We start from the raw sequence: 13,463 nt of genomic DNA on the forward strand, positions 1-13,463 counted from the left end.
TTGCATTCGTTTCTTTTGATGCTTCGAAGCCCTTCCTTCCCCCTCGGAAAACAGTTTACGATGACAAGCATGTACTCTCTCGCACCGTTAGTACCTTTACCCGCTACCAACATTCAAACTCAAAGGAACAGCGTCCGAATTCGACGCGGTTTTACTCTTGTAGAACTGCTTGTTGTGATCGCCATCATCGGCGTTCTCGTCGGGTTGTTACTACCTGCTGTCCAGGCCGCACGTGAGGCGGCTCGGCGAATGAGCTGCAGCAACAATGTGAAACAACTCGGCCTAGCACTTCACAATTACCACTCCACCTACCAGAAGTTGCCCCGTCAGCTTGGCGGCACGAACGGCCATTTTGATAAAGGCTCTTCGGGGGGTAATAACCTCCGTCGATATGCTCCCGGAAACAACGGTGGAGAACTCTCGGCATTGGTCGGTCTTACTCCCTTCTTCGAGCAGCAAGCGTTGTGGGAGCAGATCTCTAACCCGTATCAAGTCAGCGAAGGTACCGGTGCCGGGAACATCTACCAGCCGATGGGACCATGGCCCAACCGAACTCTCATCGAATCGGTGAATTCGGCGAGTGGTCTCTATGATCCGTGGATCACTGAGATTCCAACGTTGCGTTGCCCGAGTGATCCCTACGTTGGTCTTCCCGCCCAAGGACGTTCCAACTACGGCGTTTGTTACGGCGACTCGATCGATCAGACGATCGGCAACATGTACCACCCTTACAATGGTACTTTTTACGCCTCTTCGACGACAATCCAAAAGGTACAGGCAGCAACTCGCGGTATGTTCCAGCCCGAGATTGACAACAAATTCCGCGATGTGCTGGATGGTTTGTCCAACACGATTGCGATGGGTGAGTTCGTCACCGATAACGGCGACAATGACAAGCGAACCGTTGGCGTGAAGGGAGTTAGCGTCAAGCTAGCTGGTGGAGTGCTCGGCTGCGAGTCGTACGTCGATCCGGAACGTCCCCGTTTTTGGGCCGACACCACGTCGATCCTCAACGCAGGAAACGTGGAGTGGAGACGGGGAATGCGGTGGGCGTCAGGCTACGCCATCTTCACCGGTATGTTCACCATCCTGCCGCCTAATCGCGAGATTTGCTACTCGTCGGGTTACGTTCAGGGCGATGGTATCCTCACCCCGAGCAGTAACCACCAAGGCGGCTGCCATGTCTTGATGGGCGATGGCGCCGTGCGTTTCATCAGCGACTCGATCGACTCGGGAGATCTCAACCGAGCGATGGTCGCGATCAGCAGTGTCAATGGAGATTCGACTCTCTCTGTTCCCGGTGCTGCTAGCCCCTACGGTGTCTGGGGTGCACTCGGAACTCGCGGCGGCCGCGAAGTTATCTCGGAAGAGTTTTAGTCTCTTGACCGCATGAAACGGACGATGGCATCCCGCAACCGTCGTTTCATGACCTGCGTGTTTTTCTTCCTCAAGGTGCCAGCCGGGAACGCCCGGCTGGCACCGCTTTCACTCAACTAAAAAGATTTCATCGAATGAAGTATTTCGTTTTCACCTCGCTCATTTTCGTCGCCTCCGTCAGTGTGATTGGCTGCGAAGACAGTCAACCCGAAGTCGCTTATGGTTCGACGGATGTCGAAAGATTTTTGGACGAGCACCCGGAGTTAAAAGAGGAACAACCTCTGATTGAGCCCTCTAGCGACAACTAGTCGTACCCGATAATCCCATCCGGTTTGGTAGAATGTCGGCCCCAGTGTTTGAATGGTCAGCCACGAAGTGACGTCATGTTATAGCCACGGACGTCAGTCGGTGGCTTGGTGGCGCCAACCGAAGCAAGTCGCAACGCGCGAATCATACGTGGTGAACCACCGGTGACCGGAACATGGTTTCCGCATAGTCACGAAGTGACGACATGTCATAGCCACGGACGCAAGTCCGTGGTTTGGGAAAAAAACGGCAAAGCAAGTCGCAACGCGACGACACATGCGTGGTGAACCACCGGCGATCGAAACATGCCATCGCTTCGCGACTTGGCGTGTTGGTGGTGTGACGTGTTCCCCGGACTGCCGTCCGGGGCTGTCGCATGCCGTCGCTATCGCGACTGAGAGTCGATACGACGCTCTAACGGATTTCAAAGTTAGCGGTACGGCGCGAGCCGTCCGGTCCCGCGTCACCGTACGGCTCGCGCCGTACCGCTATCAATGAATCTCGGCCCAGTGTTTGAATGCACAGTCACGAAGTGACGACATGAGCTAGCCACGGACGCCAGTCCGTGGTTTGGGAAAGAACGGCAAAGCAAGCCGCAACGCGACGACAGAAAACACGAATGGACCACCGGTGATCGAAACATGCCATCGCTTCGCGACTTGGGTGTTGGTGGTGTGACGTGTTCCCTGGACTGACGTCCGGGGCTGTCGCATGCCGTCGCTATCGCGACTGAGAGTCGATACGACGCTCTAACGGATTTCAAAGTTAGCGGTACGGCGCGAGCCGTCCGGTCCCGCGTCACCGTACGGCTCGCGCCGTACCGCTATCAATGAATCTCGGCCCAGTGTTTGAATGCACAGTCACGAAGTGACGTCATGTGATAACCGCGGACGCCAGTCCGTGGTTTGGGAAGACGACACGTATCAAGTCGCAACGCGACGACAGAGACACGCGTGAACCACCGGGGATCGTCTGTGTCCCTGACGCGATCAACTCCAACGTCGGATTTTCCGATTTTGGCGAGATTGATTTCAAAACTTTGAACAGTAGCGACCCGTTTTGAGTTTGTTGCGTAGAAATCGATCATGGCACGCAACTCACTTTCACGACCGAGAATTCGCTCATGGCAGGCCGCTGGGAAACTTCCCGCGATCGTTGCCATGTTTGTGCTGGCGTCGTGGCCCGCGTGGGGAAGGCAATGCTGTTGCGCCAACGATTTGGCTTCCGCCGCTCCGTCGTCTGAAGTCGCATCTGCGTCTGCCTCGCACGCGAAGGCGTGTTGTGAGGTGACCTCGTGTTGCCTGTCCACCGATGCGACGGATAGCGATCGCTGTGAGCCCGTGGCCGTGGAAGGTCCCGGTTGTGCGTGCTGCCCTGCTGGGCAATGTGCGTGTGAGACCCGAATGGACGAGCTCGGACGACTGAATGCAACACCCTCGCATTCACAGTCCCGGCTGACAACGGTGTCGGGCCCTCTGACACTGTTCGGTTCTCTTTCGACGGTGTTGGTGTGGCCATCACCGACGAGGGCACTTTTCTTATCCGGTGTTTCCGCATCGCCCGATCGTTCGGCCGCGGAACGCTGCGCGGTTCTTTGTCGTTGGCTGAAATAACAGACGCTCGCCGCTACCGACGAATGTTTTGTTTTTAAACCAAATTGCTGTGCCGTGATGCGTGCTCATGAGAGCTCGCCGGTTTCAGCCAACGAAAAGGAAGAATGACTATGTTACGTACCTCTTTAACTTTGATTGCGATCGCTTTGTTTGCCAGCCTCGCGGTGTTTGCGTTGCAAAGTAACGCTGCGGCGGCGAAGGCCACGGTTCCGGCCGCCGAATGCCCGTGTGGGGAATGTGAAGCCGGCTGCGATTGCTGCTCCGGCGGAGACTGCACGTGCGAGAACTGCGTCTGCGAAGCGTGTGAATGCGTCGCCGACTCGGCGGCATGTTCCGATCGAGAATGTTGCTCGGCGGAATCGGCCATGGCTTGTTGCACCGATGGCGAGTGCGGCGAAGGCACGTGTTGCTGCGCCGAGTGCGAAGCGGATTGCACGTGCTGCTGCGTGGAAGGCACCGAATGCGTGGATTGCACGTGTGAAGAGTGCTGCTGTGCCGAATGTGAAACGCACGCAACTGCGGCCTAACGAGATGGCGTTGCGGTCGCGGAAGTCGGCAAGGCTTTCGTGACGATCAACGCGCGGTCACGTTTCCCCGTCATCCCTTCCGGGATTGGCGGGGGATGATCCCGATGTCCTCGGACGTACGTCCGAGGATTTTTTTTGTCGCTACCGCGTGGTGATACGGCCCGCGAGCCGTTATTTGATGCTTCGTGTCGTGACGACGAGGGTTCCGGCCATCATGTCGTGATCGGTGATGCCCTCGTTGGCAAACAACGACCACATGTCTTTCCTCGCGTAGCGTGCTCCGAGGAAGGGGATCATGCATTTGAGTTTCCACCCGATCCACCGGACCAACACGCCCTGATGGAACCCGACCGGGCGGATCGTTGCGGCGTCGACGATAACGAGTCCGAAGATCAGCTTGCCGACCGATTGCCCTCGTAATGATATCAAGAGCGACGTCAATCCCAACGCGACGAGGACGGATCCGCAAACCGCCACGATCAACAGTATGTCATCGTTGGTGAGTGGAACGTCTTCCTGTTCGAGAGTGATGTCCATGCCCAGCACCATCGCCAAGACGCGTGGTACGAGCGCGGCCATGAAGAACAGGGTTCCGTCGAAGAAGTACGCGCCGAGGCGACGCGGCAGCGGGGCGAGTTCGCATTTTTGCCGCGCGGCGTTGATCGCCATCGCGTTCTTGTCGTCGCTGGAGACGTAATCGTCTGTTCCACCCTTGGTCGGCTTGTTGGCCGTGGGCATGGCGCCCGGTTTGGGCGGCAGGGCGACGGGTTTGAGGTCAGAATCGGTGAGTTCGTCGAACAGGCCTGCATCGACGCCAAACGCGTTGGCGGGAGCGGGGGCGGGCCGGGCGGCGGCCACGGGAGCAGTGCGAGCTGTTGGCGCGGCTGCGGCGCGGGCCGGAGCGGCAGGTCGCGTTGCCGCGGGAGCGGCGGCGGGCCGGCGTTGGGCTGGGGCGGCTGAAGCCACCGCGGCCGTCGCGGGTTTGGCCGCCGGGACACGCATTTGTTTGCCGCAAGGGCATTTGACGACTTTGCCAGCCGCCGAGTCAGGGATTTTCAGCGTGCGGGTACACCCCGGACATTTCAATTGCACGTGCACCAACCCTCGACAAAAAAGAAACGGAAGAGAAGGAGCAGTCTAACTCATCTTTTGGGAAAACGCATCAAACACGACGCTAACGAAACAAAAAAAGGCGGCACCCGAGAGGGTACCGCCTGATGTGAGTTTCAAGTCGAGTGCCGACTAGAAGGCTTCGTCATCAAGAACGAATTCTTGCCATGGCACATCGCTCGCTTTTCCGCGGAGGGTCAGCAGCGCTTGGTAGACGCGATAATCGATCGACGACGGGATGAACCGAGTGCCGCCATCCGCCATGCCAGCGTTGACTCCGTCGGTGTGAGCCGACGATGGACGCGCGAGGGAACTGGCGTTCGATGAGGTCATTTGTAGGACGAAAATGTCATCGGAGACACCATCCTGTTTACCACCATTGATTAGGTACTTGTTCTCGACAGCCGAAGGTGGAACAGGTGAACCTGTACCCAATTTATTCCAGGCCGCAGTCATTCCTGCCGCGGTGCTAGCGGAATCGGGGTCGGCGTAGTGCCATACCATGCCTTGCGTATAACGCGAGGACGTTGGGTATCCCACTTCGGTCAAACCTGAGGCCGGGTACAAATCCGACGCATTGATGAATCCGGCACGATTCCAAGGCATCGCTTGAACGTTTTCACTGAATAGCATCGTGTTGCCTTGACCGTCCTTGAAGTCGTCTAAGCGAACCTTCGGGCCGGCAGGATATGACGCAGTGTTGTCGCCGTACTTGTTGTTGAACGCGCCATTGGGGCGCTCCATCGATTGAGCGAGTCTATCTTGAGCGGTCGGCGGCCCTGAGCTGGCTGGTGGGAGTGGAACCATGCCGTTGTTGGCAATGTAGCTGTTCCGAGCGTTTTCCGAGTTGCTGTTCGGGTTGCTAGGGCACTGCATGATTGCGAGGTTCGGAGCGGCAAATTGATGGAAACCATCGCCTGCTTCACCACCCGTTGCATCGAGTTCACCGCCGGCACCATCGACGATCGGATACCGATCTTCGGTCCAGTGCTCGTAGGTTGGTTGAGCGTCGAGCCATGGCAACAACGCAACGGTCCACGTCCCCAATTTGACGTGGGCTGCGGGGGCAGTGGTCATGGTGGGGTCAGATGGATCTGTCGTTCCCGAGTAGTAGCCATACTTTTGCAAGTAACCCGGCAATTCACCCTTCGCGTTCTCGTGCTGAATGGCCGCCAGTGCCAAGTTCTTCAACTGGGTGGAGCACTGGTTGCGTCGGGCGGTTTCCCGGGCGGCGTTCACTGCGGGGATAAGAAGGCCCATCAGGATGCCGATGATCGTGATGACCACCAGTAGTTCGACAAGCGTGAATCCGGAACGATTTGTTTTCATCTTGAGGTGGGTCCGATGCGTCTGGAGAGAGAAGGAAGAAGAGCCCGGCGGCGCGTCCGATGACGCGCATCACCAATGCGGGGTTGGGTTTTCTGCGACGATTATAGGTCAAGCCAGGTTCAAAATGCAACCAGCTACTGCGTAATGTCCGGCAAGGGGGGAGATCCTCGAACCTCGATTTATCGCGAGCAGATTCGCCTAGCGAACCGTTTGCGAGGCCGTCAGCACCGTCATCGTCCAGGCGAGGGGGCAGGATGTGGGGTGATGCGGCATGAAAGATGCATGGCGGCAACAGTCGGGCAAGCGGTCCTGGGCGATGCAAGCAAAGCCGATTGACTGGACCGTTCTTCGAAAGCGATCTCATCGAGCCGGGTAACGCTCCTCGTGACTGCCGACAGAGGGAATTCAATCTTCACGCCGGATCAACTGACTGCGTGCCGCGATCGCTGCGTCATTGCGTGCCGGTGGTCGTGGGCGGGCGAGTTGGACATTTAGTCTGCTGTTATCTGATTGATACCGCTTTTCGGGGGAATTCACGGTCTGTTCTCGCTGCCTGAGTGGCTTGACGCCAGCCACGGATCTTGCCTGACCGTGATAATGCGGCGCGTCCGGTGACGTTTGATGGCGGATGTTTCCACCAACCGGACATTTCGGGTACAGTCCGGTGCTGTGTCCCCGCTCGTTTGCGGGAACCGTCGGTACCGCCTGTCCGTTTTCTGAACCTTTCTGTCCCCCCCCGCTTCATGGAGAAGCCCAGTATGACTCGAATCCTGTTTTCCCTCGCCGCTCTCTGCTTGTTCACCGCCTCCACCGTGACTGCCGACGATTCTTCGGATTCCTCGAAAGGACTTTGTGCCGGCGATAACATCAGCATGTTCTTGGTGACCAAGGTCGCCGGTGCTGAAGACGATGGCGTGGAAGCTGGTGCGACGACTTGTTACCGCTGCAAGTACGGTCAACGTCCGATGGTGATGGTTTTCACCCGCTCGACCGACGGCGCGGTTGCCAAGTTCGTCAAAGAACTCGACTCGACGGTTGCCAAACACGCCGACGATCAGCTGAAGGGTCTTGTCACGTTGATCGGTGGCGAGTCGGAAGATTTGACCAGTCAGGCGAAGGCGATCGCGGACAAAACCGACGCGAAGCATGTTCCGATCGTCGTCGCCAAAGACACCGACAACGGCCCGGCGAGCTACAAGCTGGATGACCAAACCGCCGTCACGGTTGTGTTGGTGAACCATTCGCAAGTCGTTGCCCGTCACGATTTCGCCGCCGACAAGATCGATTCGGCAGCCGTGATGACACAGGTTAACGAGATGCTCAACTAGGGCGGTATCTGGCCTCGATTTGAGGGGGGGAGTGTGCCGGAGGCTCGTTGGCTTGCCGCCATAAAAGTGATAGCGGAACGGAGCGAGCCGTCCGCTCCCACCCCCAACGTCATGTGCTGATGAAACACGATTGCGTTGTTTTACCCAGGGTTTAGCGGGGATCGAACCGGAGGGCTCGCGCCCTGCCGCTATGACGCGTCGTGCAATCGCGAGCGAAAAGTTGGGGTTCCCATGGAGCTTTGCACCCCTCCCCGCCCGAAGCGGACTGATCGCCGCTGAGCGTGATTGACGGGCGGCTTGTGATATCACGCAGGGGTACCTGCGGCAAATCTGCCAATTGAGGCGGTTCGGACGGTTTTTTGGCCGTCTGAACCGCCTCGTTTCGTTTCGTGACCTAGCGTTTAACAGATTCTCTTTGTTTCTGACGCTTTTGATGGTTCACTCTAATGGATTTGCAGACTGCCCTCTCTCGCAATCTCCAGCCTTCCGCCGTGATCAGCGGCATGATCATGTCGATGTTGTTGCTCACCTGGGTGGATTCGGGCTCGATCGAACCACTCGGGATTCGCCCCGTGCCAGACGCATCGCGTGGATACGAGTCTTTGGAAGTAACGCCGGCACTCGAAATCGGCGAACCGACTCAAGAAGTGACGCCGGAACCGAACGAAACGTTGGTCGCCGTGGCCGCTCAACCGACATCCGCCGCCGGAGCCGCAGCGGCTCCCGTCGATCCGCATCTCGTTATCGGCAGTGAAACGTGTGTGAAGTGCCACGAGAACGAAGTCAAGGTGTGGCGGGGGACGCCGCACCATCGGACGTTTGACGAACTGCACCGACGCCCCGAAGCCAAAGAGATCGCTGCCAAGCTGGGTATCCGCTCGATCAAACATGACGGCCGCTGCGTCAATTGCCACTACACCCAACAAGCCGACGCCGCGAACGGAAACGTCCATGCGATCGAAGGTGTCTCGTGTGAATCGTGCCACGGTGCGGCCGCACGTTACTTGGACGTTCACCACGATTACGGTGGTGAACATGTGACCCGGGCGATGGAGAGTCCTCAGCACCGCAGCGAACGATTGCGTCTCAGCATCGAATTGGGAATGCGAAACTCGGTCAACGTGTACTTGGTTGCGCAGAGTTGTTTGCGTTGCCACACGACCGCCGACGAGGAACTCGTCAATGTCGGCGGGCACTCTGCGGGCAGCTTGGAGTTTGAATTCGTTTCTTGGAGCCAAGGCACGATCCGTCATAACTTTGTCCGCACCGACGGGCGGCAGAATGATCCGAGTTCGCTGGGCCGGCTGCGTTTGATGTTCGTTTCGGGCATGATCGCAGAACTGGAAGCCGGATTGCGGGCAACGTCTGTGGCGACTCAGAAGGCGAAGTACGGAATCACCGCAGCACAACGCACCGACCGCGCCGCCAAACGATTGGAGAGTGTTGCGCAAAAAGTGTCATCGCCGATCATCGAAGAGATTGTGGCAATTTACGGCGGCGTGAAATTGAAGCTCAACAATGAAGCCCAATTGATCCACGCGGCCGACGTGATCGCGACGTTGGGGTATCGATTCGCATCCGAAACCGATCCGGCTGGACTCGCCGCTCTGGACGCGTACATTCCACCAAGCGATCGCTGGAAATAGTCGGACCGCTCGCATTGTGAGCTGAGCGAGAGGTTATCTCGCCAGAAATTTTGGGTCTTTCGAACCAGAGTGTTCGCGGGCAGTGGCTAAAAATGCGTAGAGGAACGGCGCGAGCCGTTTGGTAACGCGGGACCGGACGGCTCGCGCCGTTCCGCTACTTGTGAAATCCCACGTTAATTCAATCGACGTCCCCGAGGCTCTGAACGTGGGCGCTGTGAAGCTATTAGTGTGGCCGTTCGCTCCTAGGTTGTGAACTTATCCACGTGGCCATTCGCTCCGCGAATGAGCGTTCCCGTAAGCGTCGTTTGCGGAGCAAACGGCCACATAGATTCGCCTCCGGCGAATAGATTCACACCCTATCCGCGAACGAGCGTTTACGTAAGCTTCGTTTGCGGGGGACATTGATAGTCTTTAGTGCTCTTTTTAGCGGAACGGCGCAAGCGGGCTGTTGATTTAGTGAGCCGTCGGCGCTAGCCGCGGGCCTTACGGCTACGATGCGCGCATTGGACGCCCGCAGCTAGCGCTGTCGGCTCACTCATGTTTGCGAAACGACTAACTCAACAGTCCGCAAGTCGTCCGGTCCCGAGTCACCGGACGGCTCGCGCCGTTCCGCTGCTTTTGAAATCCTTTAGTAATCCAATCGACGTCCCGAGAGACCGAGCTACGTGACGCGGCTCGCGGTTGGGGGCTGGCGACCTGATCTTGCGGCATGGCGGCTTGGCGGGGTAACTACAGCGTGTTGTTTTCTCGCGCCGGCCGGTCCTGATGCATCGGAGAGGCGGAAATCAACGGTATTGACGCATTTCGCTTTCCAGCAGCCATTCCGTCCACGCTATTGAATTTCACGTCGTGACGAAGATCGACCGTTATATCCTGATCTTGTTCTTGCGCACGGTGATGGTGTGTTTCTTGTCGCTGGCAGGGATCTTCATCGTGTTTCACGCATTCACGGCTTTTGAGGATCTCGTCAATCAAACCCGCTCTGGCGACAGTTTGGTGTGGGTGCTGGTGCGGTTCTATGGTCCGTACCTGATACTGTTATTTGACATGACCGGCGCGATCATCACGTTGATGGCGTTTCTGTTCACCGTGGGTTGGCTCCGCCGGACCGGTGAGCTGACGGCGACCTTGTCGGCGGGGGTTTCACACGGGCGGATCTTTCGGCCGATGGTGATCGCCTCCCTGGTCATCATCACCGGGCAATTGCTCAGCCGTGAGTTGGTGATTCCGCAATTTCGCAGTTCCTTGACAATGAAAGCGGAAGACCTCAACGGTGAAGTCGAGCAAGCCGTCCGTCCGACATTCGATCGCTTGTCCGGCGTCTTGATTGAGGGCGCGAGACTCAAGACCAAAGCTCTGACGATCGAAAAACCGAACTTCCGGATCGACAGCGATTACGAAGGATTCGGCGACATGCTGATCGCGGAAGAAGCGATCTGGGTTGAGCCAGAAGAAGACAACGCAGCATGGTCAGGACTAGCTCAGGGCCACGACTCCGGGCCGCCCGCGGCCGGGTATTGGTTGCGAAACGTCAAACGTCCCGAGGGGATCGACCGGATCGCCTCGGCTGGCCGTGGCAATGAACTGATCTTGCTAACCTCGGCAGATCAACCATGGTTGTCGCCAGGTGAGTGTTTCCTGGTCACGTCGGTGCATCCCAATATCTTACAAACGCAAGACACCGCGACCCGTTTGGCATCGGTCTGGGAGCTGAGCGGCCGGGTTCGCAACCCAGCGGTGCATTGCAGTTTGGCGTTACAGACCCAGGTTCACGAACGGATCGTGCGGGCACCGCTGGACTTTGGTTTGGTGATGTTGATTTTGCCGATGGTGGTCAATCCACGCGGTCGAAAGCTGTTTGTGATGATCGGATCGGCAGTCGGGATGGTGCTCGGATTTTTTGCATTAAAAACCCTCGCCGGTGCGCTTGGTGGCAGCGGCACGTTGGTGACGCCCGCGATGGCCGCGTGGTTACCGCTGTTGGTCGTTTGCCCACTCGCATTCGTGCGGCTTCGGGCCGTACAGAACGTCTGAGCGAACAGCTGGTTCGGTTACAGAGTCGCCGTCGCCGAAACCGAATGGATTGCGGGCTGCCGCGAAAAGATTTTGCGGAACGGCGCGAGGCGTTCGGTTGTGTGTCACCGGACGGCTCGCGCCGTACCGCTACTATTAGGATGTCGCGGTGATTGGATCTGCGTTCGCAAGGCGTTCGGTCTTACACCGAATGGTAACTGTGGCGAAACGCTAAAAATCAACACGCTCGTCGTTGGCATCAAAGCGGGCGTCGTAGTCGATTTGTTCGAGATACTGTTTCAGCGCAACGACCTCTCGCGGCTCGAGTTCCGATTCGATTGACTCGACGGCTTCGGTGATCAGGCCGAGCATCTTAGCGACTTTGAGATAGTCAAACCGGTCATAGGTCTCGCCGGGGCTCGATCGTTTCGCGAGCGACTCTTCGATCGGTTTTCGGAACGGCTTGAGTGCTTCGTGGTCGAGTGGTCTTGGCCAGTAAAGTTCGCCGGTTTGATGATTGATTTGCGATTGGGTCAACCGGTCGTGTCGCGAGCGTTCCATCACGCGTTTGTATGTTTCGACGTTCGCTTTGGCGTCCTGTTCGATGTTGTCGCCCCGACGACTGCGAAGGTCATAGTATTGCTCCAAGCTTTCTTCGCGGTTTTCCAGACGCAACTGCAAGGCTCGCTGCAACTGCACCGCGGACAGCGATCGAAGAAGGGCGCCACGACCGAGACCTGTGGCAAGGTCCGCCTGCCCCTCGAGGACATCGCCGGTCTCGGTCGAAACTCCGCGGTCAAAGAGGCCGTCGTCAGCCCGTAAGTGAGAAACGGATATCGCCGTCGTGCATAGGAAGCCAAAGGTGATTGCGGTAATGATGGGATGTCGGTTCATGGAGTTGCTCGTGTGTTGGGATGGGGCGCGTCGATGCGGATGGATGCCGGCGATCGTGATTGGTGCCTAGGCGGTCGGGTTGGCCGGTGGGGCACCACGCCGCCGAAGCATGCAGGCGGAATCGCGTGCGGTGGACAGCGGTTACCGCAAGACGAAGTAATAGAAGAGCGCGATGGCGACCAGCATCACGGTCAATACCAGCGGATAAGTCAGTCCGACGATGGCGAAGGGGGCTTCGGGAGATTTCTTGCCGAGTGGTTCATCTTTTGACTGAATCGAATCTTGGATTTTCTCTCCCACCGGTTTTTCTTTTGTGTCCATCGTGATTGCTCCAAATCGTGTGTTTGGCGGACGAGTTGTCGGCCATTTGAATTCAGAGTGATGCACGTGGCATGCCAAAAGCCGCACGCGACCGCATCGAGCCGTGTTCACGCGACAGTTCAGTCGAGCGGGACGAGCACGAAACGAAGAAGTTGCCAACCAGTGATTGGTTAAGGTTTCTTCCACTCGACCGCTCAGCGGCGGCGGGGAAACAGTTCGCGGCAGAGTCCGCAGCGCGTGCCATCGCATCCGCGGGCGGTGCAGTGTTCACGACCGTAAAAGATGATCTGCAAGTGCAGCCGGTTCCAACTCGATTCGGGAAACAACCGCTTGAGATCGAGTTCGGTCTGCACGACGTTCTTGCCCGACGACAATCCCCAACGCTGCGCCAGGCGATGGATGTGCGTGTCGACGGGGAAGGCGGGATAGCCAAACGCTTGGGCCATCACGACGCTTGCGGTTTTGTGGCCGACACCCGGTAGGGCTTCGAGCTCTGGGAACGTTTGAGGCACGACGCTGTCGTGTTTTTCGACCAAGATTTGCGAAAGCCCCGCGAGCGCTTTCGCTTTTTGCTTGGACAGTCCGAGGGGGCGGATGAGGTCGAGGATCGCGGGTTCGCCGAGTTCCATCATTCGCTGTGGCGTGCCGGCGACTTCAAAGAGTGCCGGCGTGACCTCATTGACTTTCTTATCCGTGCACTGGGCGCTCAGCAGCACGGCGACGAGCAGCGTGAACTCGTCGCGATGATCCAGCGGGATCGGAGGGTCGGGATAGAATTCATCGAGCCGCTGCAAAACCAGGGCGGCGCGTTCAGCTTTCAACACCGGTTCGTTTCGCTTTCATGTTGCCGAGGCGGTTTGGCGACCGTGCTGTATGAGCCGATCAAGACGCTATCGCCGGGCGTGTTGCCCCACGTCTGACGCCGCTCGACTCACCAGAAGTGGTGGGGCATCGCCGTTGGGACGTCGATTGTTTTAGTGCTCTTTTTAGCGGAACGGC

At 57.8% G+C, this 13,463-nt stretch carries 12 protein-coding genes; 6 read left to right on the forward strand and 6 right to left on the reverse strand.

What is annotated here, in order from left to right; genetic code table 11:
* Positions 1-69: 69 nt before the first annotated feature.
* Positions 70-1,377 (forward strand): DUF1559 domain-containing protein, encoded by a 1,308-nt coding sequence (locus tag NB063_RS02775; protein WP_407652532.1) that lies wholly within the window; start codon positions 70-72, stop codon positions 1,375-1,377.
* A gap of 134 nt (positions 1,378-1,511) precedes the next feature.
* Positions 1,512-1,685 carry a hypothetical protein gene (locus NB063_RS02780; protein ID WP_250927216.1) on the forward strand — a complete coding sequence of 58 codons (174 nt, stop codon included), beginning with the start codon at positions 1,512-1,514 and terminating at the stop codon, positions 1,683-1,685.
* A gap of 824 nt (positions 1,686-2,509) precedes the next feature.
* Here the strand turns inward: NB063_RS02780 and NB063_RS02785 are convergent.
* Positions 2,510-2,992 carry a hypothetical protein gene (locus tag NB063_RS02785; protein ID WP_250927217.1) on the reverse strand — a complete coding sequence of 161 codons (483 nt, stop codon included), beginning with the start codon at positions 2,990-2,992 and terminating at the stop codon, positions 2,510-2,512.
* Between the two features lie 414 nt (positions 2,993-3,406).
* Between NB063_RS02785 and NB063_RS02790 the strand changes: the two genes are divergently transcribed.
* Positions 3,407-3,823, forward strand: coding sequence for a hypothetical protein (locus NB063_RS02790; protein WP_250927218.1), 417 nt, complete (start codon positions 3,407-3,409; stop codon positions 3,821-3,823).
* Positions 3,824-3,994: 171 nt separating this feature from the next.
* On the opposite strand, the gene NB063_RS02795 is transcribed toward NB063_RS02790, so the two are convergent.
* Positions 3,995-4,915 (reverse strand): RDD family protein, encoded by a 921-nt coding sequence (locus NB063_RS02795; RefSeq protein WP_250927219.1) that lies wholly within the window; start codon positions 4,913-4,915, stop codon positions 3,995-3,997.
* Between the two features lie 150 nt (positions 4,916-5,065).
* Entirely contained in the window at positions 5,066-6,262 is a 1,197-nt protein-coding gene (locus NB063_RS02800; RefSeq protein ID WP_250927220.1) for a DUF1559 domain-containing protein, read from the reverse strand.
* Between the two features lie 758 nt (positions 6,263-7,020).
* Here NB063_RS02800 and NB063_RS02805 point away from each other — a divergent pair.
* The 3 genes from NB063_RS02805 to NB063_RS02815 all read left to right on the forward strand — a co-directional run bounded on the left by NB063_RS02805 (position 7,021) and on the right by NB063_RS02815 (position 11,270).
* Positions 7,021-7,590, forward strand: coding sequence for a hypothetical protein (locus tag NB063_RS02805; RefSeq protein ID WP_250927221.1), 570 nt, complete (start codon positions 7,021-7,023; stop codon positions 7,588-7,590).
* A gap of 446 nt (positions 7,591-8,036) precedes the next feature.
* Positions 8,037-9,236 carry a cytochrome c family protein gene (locus tag NB063_RS02810; RefSeq protein ID WP_250927222.1) on the forward strand — a complete coding sequence of 400 codons (1,200 nt, stop codon included), beginning with the start codon at positions 8,037-8,039 and terminating at the stop codon, positions 9,234-9,236.
* Positions 9,237-10,085: 849 nt separating this feature from the next.
* Positions 10,086-11,270 (forward strand): LptF/LptG family permease, encoded by a 1,185-nt coding sequence (locus NB063_RS02815; protein ID WP_250927223.1) that lies wholly within the window; start codon positions 10,086-10,088, stop codon positions 11,268-11,270.
* A 210-nt stretch (positions 11,271-11,480) separates the two neighbouring features.
* Here the strand turns inward: NB063_RS02815 and NB063_RS02820 are convergent, their stop codons facing one another.
* The 3 genes from NB063_RS02820 to nth form a co-directional block, all read right to left on the reverse strand.
* The gene (locus NB063_RS02820; RefSeq protein ID WP_250927224.1) at positions 11,481-12,143 is read right to left on the reverse strand and encodes a hypothetical protein; all 663 of its coding nucleotides are present in this window, start codon (positions 12,141-12,143) and stop codon (positions 11,481-11,483) included.
* Between the two features lie 141 nt (positions 12,144-12,284).
* Complete coding sequence (locus NB063_RS02825; RefSeq protein ID WP_250927225.1) at positions 12,285-12,464, reverse strand: hypothetical protein; 180 nt, start codon at positions 12,462-12,464, stop codon at positions 12,285-12,287.
* A gap of 194 nt (positions 12,465-12,658) precedes the next feature.
* Positions 12,659-13,288 (reverse strand): endonuclease III, encoded by a 630-nt coding sequence (gene nth, locus NB063_RS02830; protein WP_250927226.1) that lies wholly within the window; start codon positions 13,286-13,288, stop codon positions 12,659-12,661.
* Between the last annotated feature and the right edge of the window lie 175 nt (positions 13,289-13,463).

Origin of the sequence: Aporhodopirellula aestuarii, from assembly GCF_023701485.1 — a bacterium.
Taxonomy (GTDB): Bacteria; Planctomycetota; Planctomycetia; order Pirellulales; family Pirellulaceae; genus Rhodopirellula; species Rhodopirellula aestuarii.

Bases quoted from the DNA above. Each gene is read 5' to 3' on its own strand.
- NB063_RS02780 (WP_250927216.1), top strand. From the start codon at position 1,512: ATGAAGTATTTCGTTTTCACCTCGCTCATTTTCGTCGCCTCCGTCAGT.
- NB063_RS02775 (WP_407652532.1), top strand. From the start codon at position 70: ATGTACTCTCTCGCACCGTTAGTACCTTTACCCGCTACCAACATTCAA.
- NB063_RS02800 (WP_250927220.1), bottom strand. From the start codon at position 6,262: ATGAAAACAAATCGTTCCGGATTCACGCTTGTCGAACTACTGGTGGTC.
- NB063_RS02805 (WP_250927221.1), top strand. From the start codon at position 7,021: ATGACTCGAATCCTGTTTTCCCTCGCCGCTCTCTGCTTGTTCACCGCC.
- NB063_RS02820 (WP_250927224.1), bottom strand. From the start codon at position 12,143: ATGAACCGACATCCCATCATTACCGCAATCACCTTTGGCTTCCTATGC.
- NB063_RS02790 (WP_250927218.1), top strand. From the start codon at position 3,407: ATGTTACGTACCTCTTTAACTTTGATTGCGATCGCTTTGTTTGCCAGC.
- NB063_RS02825 (WP_250927225.1), bottom strand. From the start codon at position 12,464: ATGGACACAAAAGAAAAACCGGTGGGAGAGAAAATCCAAGATTCGATT.
- NB063_RS02810 (WP_250927222.1), top strand. From the start codon at position 8,037: ATGGATTTGCAGACTGCCCTCTCTCGCAATCTCCAGCCTTCCGCCGTG.